Raw genomic sequence first — 14,289 nt, forward strand, 5'->3', positions numbered from 1 at the left:
TCCTATTATTGAAGGTATAGACCGTTGATCACATCCACATAAAAATCAGCGATCGCTGCTCTTTTGGGCCGCATATTGTTGCTAAGTAACCCCTGTTCAATGCTCAGCGGCTTGCTAAGACGGTGCCAACGCAAAACCCGCGCATAATCGGGTAGGGATTGGTTGACCTTGACCAAATGCTGCTCAAATTGTTCATCTGAAATTGTCTGAGGCATCCATACCAAGGCACTCAAGAATGCTCTTGCTTCGCCACACACCACCACTTGTATTGGCCAAGACGTGTTTTGTAGTAAAGACTCAGGCCATTCAGGGCTGACATTGCGACCAAAACTATTGATGAGCACATGCTTTTTTCTCCCGATAATGCTCAGTGACGAGCCTAAATCGCGCTGCTCAATGGTTACAAGGTCGCCTGTGGCATACCAATGTGTTTCGTCATGAGGTTGCTCGTTGAGATAACCCAAAAACAGTGGCCCACGAATATATAATTCATTATCAATCGCTTTAAATTGAATATGCGCTAGGGGCTTACCAACACTACCGTCTTGCTCCACATCTGTGTTTAGACTCACCACCGAGCACGCTTCTGACAACCCATATCCTTGGTGCACAGGTATGCCCAAAGCGCTGGCACGGTTAAGCATTTGACGAGACACTAATGCCCCTCCTACCGCTACAAACTGCAGTGATTTTGGTGGAAGCCAACCTTGCTCTGCAGCCAAAATCAAAATCTTTAATATTTCTGGCACTAGGACCAAACTATTTGGCTCGTACTGCGTAATCGCATTTAGAAGCAATTGATAATCAAAAACTTGGCTTCCTATGAATCCAAGTTCCTCAGCAGATAGAACCTTGACTTGTCCACCGCTGAGCAATGGCGCATAGATACCCGCTATGTTTTCTAGCAATACTCCAAGTGGTAATACACATAGATGTTTAGGTGCCGGTAAAGCAACACGTTCACATAAGCTACTGGCAACCGTAAATTGACTACTCAAAGACAAACAACACCCTTTAGGCTCTCCTGTAGAGCCCGATGTAAATGTAATTTTCTGGGTGTCAGGAAATAATTCCGTGGTTCGCAAGCCTTGCAGCTCGTATATCCAAAGGGTTTGGCCAAAGATATTTAGTGTTGTTAACATCGCCAAATTCGACTCTGCTTGGTCACTAATCAGCCATTGAGCACCTGCCTTATGCATCGCAAATTCACACTGAGCGTGCGTAAAAAAAGTCGGTAGCGGGAGCGTTGCGCTGTCTGTCATAGTTAAGGCTAAATCTAGTACCACCCATGCGATGCTATTATCTAATCGAAATGCTACGCAGCTTAACTGCTGTGTACCAATGAGATCCGATATTTCAGTCGCTCGCGTAGTTAACTCTGCGCTAGTGATACTTTTTTCGCTGTCTAACAGCACAACCTGCTCTGGCGATTTTTGTAACTGCTCAACTAACATATTCATACACACAGCCCTTTTTTCAATTGTTCAGCTTCTCGTGCATAGAGATCAGCCAACTTGGAAAATAGCTTATTGTTTGCTATCACTTGTTGTGCGCTGCGCAAATCAACCACACATACTTTTGGGTCCGCTGCATAGTAACTGCCATAATCCAAAGCACTGGCTACGCATTCGCTCTGCGCCACACTGAGTTCACAAATGGGTACCTCACACCATGCCATTAAATTGCGTACCTGTAGTGTTCCAGTAAAAGCCAAATACTGTATGTCGGTATCTAAAAAAGCACGTGTGACAACAATGAAATGACCGAGCGTAGCGCTGCGATGGGTGGAATATAAGTTGCCGAGTTCAGCTATCTGAGCGCGTGTCTGGCATTGCGGTAAAAACCTTTCAATTGGCTGTTGTAAGTACTGTTCAACAAATAAATCTGCGTTTGCTGCAAGACGGAGCCCGAGCACACAATCCCCTTGTGATGTTGATAAGCGACTTAGCAAAGGATAAAAATCATGTAGGTTCGCTTGGTAAGCACTAGCAAACCCCGACTTCACTGTTTGCTCAAGCTCGTCTCGGCCAATTTGTCCCACTTTTGCCCATAGCAAAGCACTGGCAGAAATCGTTTGATTGTGAAGGGGTATCGCGCTCATAAGCAGTTCCTCTAACGGTGATGAACTGACTGTAGATCGCCAAAATTAAGTAAACCTTAAGCGTATTTAATTTTGTAAAAAAGTTTGTTTCATGAATGGGTGCCTGAGTGTGAGGTAGTCATGTACTACAGGAGAGTACGAGACTGAACGATAGAAACCCCAGCCTCAATAATAGAATCAATAGCACGTGCACTTTTAGGCTTTGAGAAGTAATAACCCTGCAACTGATGACACCCAGCATCAGCTAGTATACGTGCCTGTTCAGCAGTTTCGACGCCTTCAGCAACACAGTTAACCTGTAAGCTTTGTGCCATGTGTACAATTACAATTGCCAGCTCTCCGCCATCAATGTTGCCAGTTAGGTCAGAAACAAACTTTTGGTCGACCTTGATGGTATCAAAACTCAGGTGTTTTAAATAACTCAAGCTAGAATAACCCGTTCCAAAGTCGTCGATTGCCACACGGATACCATGGCTTTTAAGGTCCAATAATGTTTGTTTCATAGTGTCTAGGTTAGAAACTAACGAAGACTCAGTGATCTCTATTTCTACGTTTATAGGGGGGACATTAAAGCGCTTGAGTGAGCATAAAAAGATATCAATAAATTCGGGTTCAATTAATTGCAATACAGAAATATTGACACTTAAGGTCAGCGAAGGCATTTTTTCCAGCCATGAAGAAAAATCTCTGAACGCCTTTTGAAGTAACTGCTCACAAACCTTGCCAATAAGGTTTGCTTCTTCTGCTGTGGCAATAAATTGATGGGGCCCAGCTAACTCCCCATCATGATCCCACCTTGCTAACATTTCGAGCTTTTCTAGTAAAAAACTCTGAGCATTAACAACTGGCTGATAATAGGGAATGAATTCACTGTCTTTTATGCCTTTAGCAATCGCTGACTCTTGCTCTATTTTAAATTCAGCATCCTTATCAAGCTCGACGCTGTAAAACTGATAATTACTTCTGGCGACTTTCTTAGCGCGGTACATCGCAGTATCGGCATGTTTCATCAAAGCGTCTGCTGAGTCACCATCTTCCGGATAGATGGCAACACCAGCACTGACAGCCAGCTCAACCTGCACTGTATCTAGCTCATAACATCCCGAAACAGATTCAAGGATCTTTTTAACAACTTTACCCACCTGCGCTCTGCTGCGAACCGCATCAAGCAACAAAACAAACTCATCTCCCCCCATACGAGATACTGTGTCACAACTACGGATACAATTAGTTAATCGCTTTGCCACTTTTTTTAGCAGCGAATCTCCCACAGCATGTCCCAAGGAGTCATTGATTTTTTTAAACTTATCCAAGTCAATAAAAACGACCGCAAAATTATGTTCTTCTCTTAGTGCTCGCCTGCAAAATTGCGACAAGCGGTCTTGCAACAATAATCGATTCGGTAAGCCAGTCAGCACGTCATGGTGGGCCAAATGACTCAATTTTCGTGACATAATGCGCGATTCCGTCACATCCTGAAATACCATTACAGCACCCACTATTTCTCCGTTTTTAAGGTAAATAGGAGAGATTGAATCTTGGATGGCGAACTCTAATTTTAAGTGATTCTTTACGCAAGTTAACTCAGGTAGCTCCATTAGCTTATTGTTCTTAATGCAGTAATCAGTCAACCCTCTGATAGGCTGCTTGGTATCTTCGTTGTACAGTGGCATCACTTCATCAAACGGCAAACCTTTTACTTCCCGAGTCAATTTAGCCAGTACCGCTTCAGCAACTGGGTTCATGTAAGTCACTTTGCTATTTACATCAGTGCATATCACCCCATCGCCAATCGAACTTAGTGTTACTTCTAACAGCTCCTTTTCCTGTTCTAAAACTTCTGCTAGTTCTATTTGCTCTGAAATATCTTGCAAGAAACATAACGTACATATTCCACTTGGTGTACCAAACAATTCAGCTTTTAAATTAACGGTTAAGGTTTCCCCTTCACTTGAGAGTAATTGTAAATTGGACAGCATAAATTTACTCTCGACATCTAAAGCATGCTTGGTAAATGCTTGCTGACCTTGTGCGGTCATAAAATCAGTAAATGGCCTTCCACAAAGAAGCTCTTTAGGCTCCCCAATCGCGTCTGCAAACCCTTGGCTAACCTCCTGAACTGTACCAGACGAATCTATTGTCAGGAGCATTTCAGGGCTAAGCTCAAATGTGTGTTTAAAGCTCTCATGCAATTGCGATAACTGAGCACTTGAGTGGGCGACAAGCTTCTTGTAGCGCCATACAAACAACGCAGTTACATAACCCACCGCAATAGAAGTGAATGCATAAAAGCCCGAGTCTAATAGCCCACTGTCCGCATTGATATAATGAAAGTTAAGGGCTGCACTTGCCAGCCCCCCAACAGCAAAGCTACATAAATTCAACGTCTTGAAATCATAAAAAACCACTGACAATACAAACAGCGCCACCGTTGCGGCGCTAAACAAATGCCATGAAATGGCCGCAGTGGCCACCATTAAACTGATCACAACGACACAAAACATCACATGACGAAACTGATACACCGATTGTAGATACGCGTCACCTCTGCCCATAAAGGCTAAAACAAAGGGCGTTCCAACAAACAGTGCCAATGAAGTACCTACCACAGCGCTAAATAACACGGTTTGTGTCGCTATTGTGGTTTGATACAAAACCAAAGAAACGCCAATAGCACCAAAAAGCATCGCTGGGATAAATACATAGGTAAGAATACTCGTGACTATGCGCAAAATGGAATGCTGATGTGAATCAATATGATGGTAACGTTCCAGTAACTCGCAGATCACGATTACTGCTATCATGTTGATCACTATCAAGGATGTGCTGAGTAAATTGAGCGCGGAAAGATAGGCTAAAGCAGCCCCATTAATCATTGCGATACATGTACACACAGCAACACGTACGACTAACCGTTGATTGATAAGCGCCCCTATCAACCACAAACTCACACCACCTAACGAAATCACAGCGAGCGCAGTTGGCGAATGAAATAAATACAATAAAACTGTCGCTAAATAACCCAAAACCCAAAATAACAGGTGTTTCATTTGTATAACCTAACCTTGGTTGACGTTGACGGGCTTGTGCTTAGTAAAAATATGAGTGAGATCTTTTGATTTATCAAGGTAAAGGCATGATACAAGCGGTTTTCGAGTGATTTATTGGGCGAAAGACTAAAATTTATCTATGCTCATAAAACCGTAACAGTTGAGTTTCACCCATGACCAAAAATGATGAAGCCGCCCAGGCTGTTAGAAATTTTGTACGAGTAGCAAACATAATCGCAAACTTAGATACTATTTTAACCGAAGCCAAGAATCTCTCTCTTACGGCAAAAAATGCGAGAGTTGTCGCACTCAGAGCCGGTGACTCTGCTTTTGGCTTTAAACCTATCACCAACTTTATCGACGAGTTTTCTGATCTCACCATCAAAACAACTAAACAAATATCACAACTATCCAGTCAGTTGTTTTCAATTGCCTTATCGGTGGTCAGGTGTAGTGATTTTCAACATCACTTAAATGCCTGCGCAAAGCACTCTCAAAGTAAAGCAATTAGCCACCTACAAAGAGGAATAAATCTAGAACTCATGCAAACCATTAAACAACTGGAGTCGGTAATTGACAATCTAGCAAGCTACTTTGAGGATATTAACAAGCAAATGCGCAGTGCCGAGTATATTGCCGTCACAAGCCGAGTGGAAGCATCCAATGCCGGAGAGTTTAGTGAGAGCTTACAGTCAGTATCTGACTTTATCACGGGGGCTGCAAAGAAAATAAAATCAGCTATTCATAATAATTTAAAAGAAATTAACCAGTTAAAAGGAGCATTACGTTGAAAGCAACCGAAATCTACAGCAGCGCTACACATACGTGGCTGGTACTTGGTAGGGATTCAAACAAACCAAATAATATCATCGACACCAATCAGTATTTAATAAAAAGTGCTAACGAAGCAATCATTTTAGATCCAGGTGGTATCGAACTATTTTCACCTATGCTCGCAAGCATACTCAAACATGTTTCTTTGGAGCAAGTCACAACCTTGTTTGCATCTCACCAAGACCCTGACATTATCTCTTCACTAGGGCTTTGGGATAAAGCTTTACCACAAGCGACGCTTCATGCCCCTTGGCTATGGGAGGGCTTTATTCGCCATTTCGGTATGGACAATATCAGCTATCAGCCAATTAAAGACGAAGGTGGTGAAATAAAAATTGGTAAAACCACACTGCGATTTGTACCCGCCCATTACTTACATTCTTCCGGCAACTTTAATGTTTATGACCCGACCGCAAAAATATTAATGAGCGGTGACATTGGTGCAGCTCTTGAAAAGGGTGAGCCGCCCATGTTTGTCGAAGACTTTGCGAGCCATGTTAAACATATGGAGTATTTTCATCGTCGCTGGATGCCATCAAACCGAGCGAAAGAAAATTGGATAGCCCGCGTTAAAGAACTGGAAATCGATATCATGGCACCGCAACATGGCCGTATTTTCAAAGGAGAGACGGTACAAGAATTTTTAGAGTGGTTTTCACGCTTGGATGTTGGTTGCGCGTGTAAATAACCTCAGTTGCACATAAACGAATTTGCGGCTGAGGTTAAATAAATCACACTTGCGCTGTGTAAGTTACTAGCAATCAGACCACACAGCTAACTCATTCCCACTGGGCTCAATAAAGTGGAATCTACGCCCCCCAGGGAAGCTGAATATATCCTTACTGATAGAACCACCGGCTTGTTGTACAAGCTCCAGTGTTTGTTCAAGCTGGTTACTGTAGATAACCACCAGCACACTGCCACTGGCGACACTTGCCGATAGTTCAGCCCGATAAAAGCCACCTTCAAGCCCAGAATCACTGAACGCAATGTAATCTGGCCCATAATGTTCGAATAACCAACCAAAAGTGCGATTAAAAAACTGCTCCGTTGCAGCTAAATCGTGAGCGGCAAACTCCACATAATTTATATGATGTTGCATATTCCTCTCCTTGTTTCGACGTATCATGAATTAAGAGCATTTCAGTATAGCTCCACTCCCGCAAATTCTTTCATGATTACTATGTGATTCAATACATTAGTATAACTCTCGGAGGAAGACTTGTTCCTGCATTAGACCAAAGTATATTGGTTAAAAATAGCACAGCACCGTACCTTTTAACGTGATACAACATGTTAACAATAGGAGATCGTCATGATCAAGAAGATACTTAGTCTTATCACTTATATATATTTATCATTTTTTAATTCATATGGTTACGCTAATAATTGTAATGGCATCAACGAATACCCCAACTGGACACAAAGTAATTGGGCTGGTATTTACGACCATGCTATTAGTGGTGATAAGATGCACCACTTAGGTACACTTTATCGTGCTAAATGGTGGACCAACTCCAAACCTGGCAGTAGCAGTGCTTGGGAAACGCTCGGCGCGTGTCAAAGCACACCACCTGTTAGTGAAGGGCCCTTTAACCGTCACGGTAAATTAAGTGTATGTGGCACTAAGCTGTGTGACAAAAACAATACACCAGTACAACTTAAGGGTATGAGCAGCCATGGCCTGCAATGGTATGGCTTGAATAAGTGCTTAACTGCGAAGTCACTTCAGGTATTAGCTCAGGATTGGCAAGCAGACATCATACGCCTGAGCCTCTACGTCCAAGAGGGGGGATATGAAACCAACCCTCAAGCATTTACCAATCAGGTGAATGAATTGATTGCCATGGCCAGCGATTTAGACATGTACGTACTGGTTGACTGGCATCAACTGAACCCAGGAGACCCGAATTTCAACCTCGCCAATGCCAAACAATTTTTTAGCGATATCGTTAGCGCAAACAAGGCAAGAGACAATGTCATTTATGATATCGCCAACGAGCCCAACGGCGTCAACTGGCAACGTATTTATGACTACGCCGTTGAGTTAATACCCGTCATTCGCGAAATTGACCCTAACGCGGTAGTGCTTGTCGGCACTCATGGCTGGTCTACATTCGGAGCATCCGATGGAGGTTCATTCAACGACGTATTGCTACAGCCGCTGCCATTTGAAAACATCATGTACACTTTTCACTTTTATGCTGCATCGCACTTAGACTATCACCGTGACATGCTGGATAAAGCATCTGATGTTTTGCCCGTATTTGTCACCGAGTGGGGCACCCAGAATTATAAAGGAGAGGGTGACAATGACTTTGTTAGCGCTCAAGCCTATCTTGATCTGATGGCCCGCAAGCATATTAGCTGGACGAACTGGAACTATTCTGATGATTGGCGCTCTGGAGCCGTATTTAAAGTAGGTTCATGTGCACAGGAACTTTATGGTGACGAGCAATTAAAAGAGGCGGGTGTGTGGCTAAAAGCGCAAATAAAGCAGGGACACTAGGCGGTTAAGAGTACAGGCTAGCAGCTATAAGCTGTTAGCCTGTGTTCACTGCGTTAAAATTTACCAACGACTTTTACCGCCGAGGTAACCTTGGCACTATCAACATAGCCAATGGCATCACTGTTTTGCGCAACAAAATCCAGCACTGCCTGCTCGTTATCAAGCCCTTCGGGCGGTGTGCCCTTGCCCGTAAAAATCAATTTTGACCAATAGGCTTTATATTGACTGCTTGATTTACCAAGTACATTGCTGGTGAACTCATCGACAACACTTCCGCTACTTAATCCCACCGCCTGTACCTTGGTTCCATCACTAAATGATTTGGCTTTGCCTAGGTAGATTTTGGCGATACTGTCTTTATCAAGTGCATTGCCGTTGCTAGGGTGCACAATCACTGAAATCTCGGCAGCACAATGAGCACTTACAGCCAGCAATACACAAGTTGCAATAGTTTTTTTCATATTTGCCTCCCTAGAACACCAAGTCAATTGCAACCGCGATAACATCGTTATCTTGATTTGTCACGTCATTATCCAAGCGACTCCAGTCAATTTTAAATGCAGCCGAAGGATGAAAATCATAACGAGCCCCCAAGGTTACCGTGTTGGTGTTGACACGAGTTGCATTCAACGCGCCATTCATAAGGTCTCGGATAAGGGGGGCATTTGGGTTACTTGGATCCGTCGAAACGGGTACTACAGCGCCATTTGCAAGCGTGATTGTCGTTGGCACTTGGTTAAAGCGGCCATTTGGGTGCTTATCATCGTTTTCTTCATAAGTAACGTGTAGCGTCCAATCATCAAGTCGATAACCTGCAGACACATAATATTGCGATTGCTCTGGCAATAAACTATTGTCTACTTCAACTTCTGTATACTCACCATCGAATAGGAAGTTGTTGTAATCAATAGCAAAACCTAGCCCTAAGAACGAACCATCGTCTTTATCCACCACCAGTTGGCTGAGCTGTTCTTGTAAACCATAATTTTGCAACGCACCAGACAAAGCGACCAATGGCACAGAGTTATTTAGACTGATGCTCGTCTCAGCAACCACATAGGATGCACGTAACGTTAGCCAGTCTTTAGACATGGTCCAATTAAAGCCAGTAATGTCATTGAGGGTCGCGTCATCACTGTCTGTGATAGCGTTGGCCTTCCCCTCATAGCGCCCATATACAAATTGCAGCGATGAATCCCACTGCCCCAGCTGTGATGTGTAGAGCAAACTCATCCCCGTTGGTGTGGTTGATGCGAAACTATAGACCGATGTGGGTGGGCGAACCCAACGATACGCATAGCCTACTTCTATAAAATCAGAGTATCTAAACAAGGGTAAACGCATTTTACCCGCACTCAGGCGTAGGTGCTCATTAATATCGTATGATATATATGCCCACTCAAATTCAGCATCGTAATCCTCATGGCCTCGGGCCACTATTTGTGCAGTGGCGCTAATTCCGTCCCCTAAATCGGACGAAACTTGCAGTGCAAACATGCTCTCGTTACTGAATGAAATTTCATCTTCGTAGCCGAATACGCTCATGTTATCGTCGGTGGTAGACCCTGCAACTATTGAAGCAAAGCCATTGATGCGCAGGTCTGCGCCGTATGCGGTACCGTTTATAGCACAACATAAAGCGACAGCTAATAATCGTTTTTTCATAGTGTCATCCCAATTGATAAGTTGTTAAACATCAATATCTTCATGAGTATAGAAGCGAATTTTGCTTTTACCTTAATTTACTCAGCTAAGTACGCTAAAAAACGAATATTTTTTAATATGTTATCAAAACAGGTATATGAGAATATTTAACTTCACATACTAAAAAGCCTTCACAGCTGTGAAGGCTTTTTTGGCTAACATTAAGAGCAATATTGCTTGAGCCGTCAGGCGATTTTTCGAAGTAGCCCTTGGGTATTTTGCCGCATTGTTTTGGCAACCATAAAATAACCAATAACGGATACAAATCCAGCGCCGCTCAGCGGACCCAGTAGCCAAATGTAAGGGTGCATTTTGCCAGCTACATCAAACAATTGCTGCTGTATAATCAACAGCGCAATATCGCTAACGATAGCCGCGACAAGCCCTGCAATTGCGCCTAATAGCAAGAATTCATACAAAGTCGCCAATTTTATCAATTTTCCTTTCGCACCCAAAGTGCGCAAAATAACGACTTCTTGCATTCGTTCTGCAAGGCTTGCCTGAACTTGAGAAACCAATACCAATGCTCCACTTATCAACACAATCGCAAGTACAAACCCAATCGCCAAAGATACTTGAGCAATAATCGACTGAGCCTGTTCAAGACGGCTTTTAATGTCAATCATGCTGATCGTCGGATATTGCTGGAGCATACTGCTGATGGCTTTAGTATGCTTATCTTCGAGCTTAGCAGCACTAAAATAGGTGACTGGTATCTGGCCTGCCATATTTGGGCTTAAGATCATCACAAAATTTGGTTTAAGACTTCCCCAGTCCACACTTCTAAAGCTAGTGACTACAGCTTCAAAACGCTTCTCATCCACCAAAAAGCCAACTGTGTCACCGAGCTCCAAATCGAGCTGCTCTTTCCAGCCTTCAAACACAGACACTTCAATACGGCCATCTACTGTATTGTTGCTAAACCATTCACCTTCAGTAATTTCATTACCTTCCGGAAGCTGCGATAGCCAAGTAAGATTCGGCTCGCGATTGACGCCACGGCGTTCGTTTTCATCTTTTTGCTCTTGTTCTCCCTCTTGCTGAGAAACCCTACGCTCCAACTCATCACCATTTATTGAGTCAACTCGCGCATTAAACACTGGATAAAAGTCTTCATGGGTGATGTTGTGTTGCTCGAAAAATGATGTCAGTGGCTGAACTTCGTCCTGCGCAATATTGATGAGGAACATGTTTGGCGCGTCCTCAGGCACTTGCATCTGCCAGTCTGAGATCATGTCATTTTTAAGCACCACCAAGAAAAGCATTAGTTTGATTGCTAAAGCAAAACTAATCAGCTGTATGGCATTGGCGTTGGCGCGCTTTTGTAGCGTTGCTATCGCTAAAGACCAGCTAGAACCGGGACTCAAACCTAGCTTCCTACCCGCACTAAAAATGAGTCGAGACAAAGCAAACAGTACCGCTATGACCAGTAATGTTGATCCAAACAGGACTAGCGTTGTAACCAACTGCGCGCTAAACATCCACATTAGCAAGAAAATCGTCACCAAAGACAGGCCAACATGCAAACGACTTAACGTCAGTTGATCACCAAGATTGCGCCTTAATACTCGCAATGGTGGAATGTCGAATAAATCTAGTAGTGGCTTAAGCGAAAACATCAGTGCGCACACAATGCCAATAAAGATAGATATGAGCCAAGGTCTAAAGCCCGCTGCAGGTAATTCTGCGTCCATAAATTTAGCTAGATAATCAGCGCCAATATGCTGTAAAACAAAGCCAATTAGCAAACCAACCAAAATAGAAAAGCCAGTGACTAAGCTCAAATGCAGTAAGAAAATATTGCGAATAACCGAACGACTGCCCCCCAACGTCTTCATCATAGCAACAGGGTCATACTGGCGCTCACAATAACGCTTCGCTGAGACAGCCATCGCCACCGCTGCCAGCATGATACCAAACAGCCCCGCTAGCAATAAAAACCGCTCAGCGCGCATGAGGTTATCTCCCAATGGAGATTGCCTATCTTTAACACCTTGCCACGTTTGGTTCGCCTTCATTTGCGGTTTCAACCATGTATAAAACTCGCTCAACAGCTGCTCTTCACCTGCAAACAGCAAACGATGAAATACGCGACTACCAGGCTGCACAGCACCAGTGGCGGCTATGTCCTCATAATTGAGCAACACACGGCGATTACCCGCCAATGAAAAGAAGGGGGCATCCGGTTCGCTAACCAATACTTTGCCAACGATAAAATTGCCAGCTCCGAGCTCCACGCTGTCACCCACTTTTAGTCCCAAGCTATAAAACAGCCCTTCACTTAACCACAACTGCCCTACCTCTGGCGCGCCACGAATCTCGTAGGGCTGTCCATCCAAGCTGTCTTTCAGTGTTACCTCTCCGCGCAAAGGATATGTGTTGGACACCGCTTTGACTGAGCCTAGAACCAGTTCGTCATTGGCAAATAGCATAGAATCAAAATACATCATCTTTGCGGTTTGCAGCCCAAGCGCTATACCGTGTTCTAAAATTTCAGGGCTGATGGCATGGTTGCTCGATAAACGGCGATCTGCGGCGATAAAGTCACTGGTTTTTTGCTCTATATTCAAACCGATACGTTCAGTCACCGAAGACAAGCTGAACACCGTCAACACAGCAAGTGCGATCGCTGCGAAAATAATCGACAGCTCACCCCGTTGAAACTCTCTTGAAAATAGTTTTAATGCTAATTTAACCCACATTGGCAGCCTCTCCTTCACGAATCGTTTCGAGTTTTCCGCCCTCAATATGGATGATTCGGTCGCATTGATGAGCAAGCTGTTCATCATGGGTTACCAGTACCAAAGTGGTGCCATTTTGTTTGTTTAAATCAAACAAAAGTTTTTCTATCATGTGGCCATTTTTGCTGTCGAGGTTAGCTGAGGGTTCGTCCGCAAACAAAATCTTAGGCGTGCCAATAAATGCACGAGCGATAGCCACTCGCTGCTGCTCCCCGCCTGATAGCTGAGAAGGATAGTGCTCTAAGCGATGAGACAAACCTACTTTTTCTAACAAGTCGATGGCTTGCTGTTTGGCATTTTTGTCACCTGCAAGCTCAGCTGGTAACATTACATTCTCAAGTGCCGTTAAGCTTTGTACCAGCATAAATGACTGAAATACGAAACCGACTTTCTCAGCTCGTAACTGAGCACGTTGCTCTTCGTCCATCTCCCCTAACGGCTCAGAATCTAAGATAATTTCACCTTGCGTCGCGACATCTAGACCAGCCAACAAACTCAATAATGTTGACTTACCTGACCCTGAAGCGCCCACAATCGCAACTGACTCCCCCGACTTGACAGTAAAATTGATATCACTGAGGATAGTGAGCTCGCCCTCAAAGGTGTTTACACGCTTGGTAAGCCCCGAGACATTAATAATATTTAACTGAGAAAATACTGACATGACACGTTTTTTCCTAAAGTTCTTTGTAGTTTTCTTGCTGACTGTGCAACCGTTCAGCAGCTTCGCAAAAGATAAAATTATGATAATTGGTGATAGCTTAAGCGCAGGCTACGGACTTGAACAAGCACAAGCTTGGGTTAATTTGTTACAAAATAAATACGTTGCTCAGCAAAAACCGATCGAAATTATTAATACGGCGATTAGCGGACAAACCACAGACAACGCGCTACTTAAGATTGACGCTTGGCTGGTAGCACATCAACCGAGTCACGTACTCATAGAGCTGGGCGGTAATGATGGTATTCGTGGCTTTCCAATAAAGTTATTGCAAAAACACCTAAAAGAATTAGTCACAAAAAGTCAGCAAGCGGGCGCGCATGTGGCGTTAATGGAAATTCAGATCCCGCCTAATTTAGGACCTAGATACACCACGATGTTCACCGACAGTTACAAAAAGGTAGCTGACAGCACAGACGCATACTTGATGCCCTATTTTATGGAACCTGTGGCCGTAGATCCAACGCTGATGCAGGATGATAACTTGCACCCTAACGCAAAAGCTCAACCCATTATCAGAGACTTTATGGACAAGGAAATCACTGCTTGGCTGAAGCACACCAAGAAATAGCTAAGGAAGTAAAGAAAATTGTTAGGTGTCTAGCTCTGGTCGCTAAAAGCTGACTGTT

12 protein-coding genes are annotated in these 14,289 nt (G+C 43.7%); 4 read left to right on the forward strand and 8 right to left on the reverse strand.

Going from position 1 to position 14,289, the window contains the following annotated elements:
* Positions 1-5 precede the first annotated feature (5 nt).
* The 3 genes from L1070_RS15305 to L1070_RS15315 all read right to left on the reverse strand — a co-directional run bounded on the left by L1070_RS15305 (position 6) and on the right by L1070_RS15315 (position 5,151).
* Positions 6-1,460, reverse strand: a complete 1,455-nt coding sequence (locus L1070_RS15305) for an AMP-binding protein (protein WP_237126195.1) — start codon at positions 1,458-1,460, stop codon at positions 6-8.
* On the reverse strand, positions 1,457-2,101 hold the full coding sequence (locus L1070_RS15310) for a thermostable hemolysin (RefSeq protein WP_237126196.1): 645 nt from the start codon (positions 2,099-2,101) through the stop codon (positions 1,457-1,459). The genes L1070_RS15305 and L1070_RS15310 overlap by 4 nt, the downstream gene beginning before the upstream one ends.
* Positions 2,102-2,226: 125 nt before the next feature.
* The gene (locus tag L1070_RS15315; protein ID WP_237126197.1) at positions 2,227-5,151 is read right to left on the reverse strand and encodes an EAL domain-containing protein; all 2,925 of its coding nucleotides are present in this window, start codon (positions 5,149-5,151) and stop codon (positions 2,227-2,229) included.
* A 173-nt stretch (positions 5,152-5,324) separates the two neighbouring features.
* Between L1070_RS15315 and L1070_RS15320 the strand changes: the two genes are divergently transcribed.
* Together L1070_RS15320 and L1070_RS15325 are read left to right on the forward strand one after the other, a co-directional pair.
* Positions 5,325-5,942: a chemotaxis protein gene (locus tag L1070_RS15320; RefSeq protein WP_237126198.1), complete on the forward strand. Its 618-nt coding sequence runs from the start codon at positions 5,325-5,327 to the stop codon at positions 5,940-5,942.
* Positions 5,939-6,673 carry an MBL fold metallo-hydrolase gene (locus tag L1070_RS15325; protein WP_237126199.1) on the forward strand — a complete coding sequence of 245 codons (735 nt, stop codon included), beginning with the start codon at positions 5,939-5,941 and terminating at the stop codon, positions 6,671-6,673. The genes L1070_RS15320 and L1070_RS15325 overlap by 4 nt, the downstream gene beginning before the upstream one ends.
* Before the next feature lie 66 nt (positions 6,674-6,739).
* Here L1070_RS15325 and L1070_RS15330 read toward each other — a convergent pair whose 3' ends face one another.
* Positions 6,740-7,087, reverse strand: coding sequence for a VOC family protein (locus tag L1070_RS15330; protein ID WP_237126200.1), 348 nt, complete (start codon positions 7,085-7,087; stop codon positions 6,740-6,742).
* 213 nt (positions 7,088-7,300) lie between these two features.
* Between L1070_RS15330 and L1070_RS15335 the strand changes: the two genes are divergently transcribed.
* Positions 7,301-8,494 (forward strand): cellulase family glycosylhydrolase, encoded by a 1,194-nt coding sequence (locus L1070_RS15335; protein ID WP_237126201.1) that lies wholly within the window; start codon positions 7,301-7,303, stop codon positions 8,492-8,494.
* 53 nt (positions 8,495-8,547) lie between these two features.
* Here L1070_RS15335 and L1070_RS15340 read toward each other — a convergent pair whose 3' ends face one another.
* From L1070_RS15340 to L1070_RS15355, 4 genes are all read right to left on the reverse strand, one after another.
* A complete protein-coding gene (locus L1070_RS15340; protein ID WP_237126202.1) occupies positions 8,548-8,955 on the reverse strand; it encodes a phosphate ABC transporter substrate-binding protein in 408 nt (135 codons plus the stop codon).
* A gap of 10 nt (positions 8,956-8,965) precedes the next feature.
* Positions 8,966-10,159: a porin gene (locus tag L1070_RS15345; RefSeq protein ID WP_237126203.1), complete on the reverse strand. Its 1,194-nt coding sequence runs from the start codon at positions 10,157-10,159 to the stop codon at positions 8,966-8,968.
* Between the two features lie 224 nt (positions 10,160-10,383).
* Complete coding sequence (locus L1070_RS15350; protein WP_237126204.1) at positions 10,384-12,900, reverse strand: FtsX-like permease family protein; 2,517 nt, start codon at positions 12,898-12,900, stop codon at positions 10,384-10,386.
* Positions 12,890-13,603 (reverse strand): ABC transporter ATP-binding protein, encoded by a 714-nt coding sequence (locus L1070_RS15355; RefSeq protein WP_237126205.1) that lies wholly within the window; start codon positions 13,601-13,603, stop codon positions 12,890-12,892. The genes L1070_RS15350 and L1070_RS15355 overlap by 11 nt, the downstream gene beginning before the upstream one ends.
* Here L1070_RS15355 and L1070_RS15360 point away from each other — a divergent pair.
* A complete protein-coding gene (locus tag L1070_RS15360; protein ID WP_237126206.1) occupies positions 13,602-14,231 on the forward strand; it encodes an arylesterase in 630 nt (209 codons plus the stop codon). The two genes, L1070_RS15355 and L1070_RS15360, sit on opposite strands and share 2 nt — an antisense overlap.
* Positions 14,232-14,289: the final 58 nt, after the last annotated feature.

It is taken from the genome of Pseudoalteromonas sp. MMG022 (assembly GCF_021654245.1).
Lineage (GTDB): Bacteria > Pseudomonadota > Gammaproteobacteria > Enterobacterales > Alteromonadaceae > Pseudoalteromonas > Pseudoalteromonas amylolytica.

Bases quoted from the DNA above. Each gene is read 5' to 3' on its own strand.
- L1070_RS15330 (WP_237126200.1), bottom strand. From the start codon at position 7,087: ATGCAACATCATATAAATTATGTGGAGTTTGCCGCTCACGATTTAGCT.
- L1070_RS15315 (WP_237126197.1), bottom strand. From the start codon at position 5,151: ATGAAACACCTGTTATTTTGGGTTTTGGGTTATTTAGCGACAGTTTTA.
- L1070_RS15345 (WP_237126203.1), bottom strand. From the start codon at position 10,159: ATGAAAAAACGATTATTAGCTGTCGCTTTATGTTGTGCTATAAACGGT.
- L1070_RS15305 (WP_237126195.1), bottom strand. From the start codon at position 1,460: ATGAATATGTTAGTTGAGCAGTTACAAAAATCGCCAGAGCAGGTTGTG.
- L1070_RS15340 (WP_237126202.1), bottom strand. From the start codon at position 8,955: ATGAAAAAAACTATTGCAACTTGTGTATTGCTGGCTGTAAGTGCTCAT.
- L1070_RS15360 (WP_237126206.1), top strand. From the start codon at position 13,602: ATGACACGTTTTTTCCTAAAGTTCTTTGTAGTTTTCTTGCTGACTGTG.
- L1070_RS15350 (WP_237126204.1), bottom strand. From the start codon at position 12,900: ATGTGGGTTAAATTAGCATTAAAACTATTTTCAAGAGAGTTTCAACGG.
- L1070_RS15335 (WP_237126201.1), top strand. From the start codon at position 7,301: ATGATCAAGAAGATACTTAGTCTTATCACTTATATATATTTATCATTT.
- L1070_RS15320 (WP_237126198.1), top strand. From the start codon at position 5,325: ATGACCAAAAATGATGAAGCCGCCCAGGCTGTTAGAAATTTTGTACGA.
- L1070_RS15355 (WP_237126205.1), bottom strand. From the start codon at position 13,603: ATGTCAGTATTTTCTCAGTTAAATATTATTAATGTCTCGGGGCTTACC.
- L1070_RS15310 (WP_237126196.1), bottom strand. From the start codon at position 2,101: ATGAGCGCGATACCCCTTCACAATCAAACGATTTCTGCCAGTGCTTTG.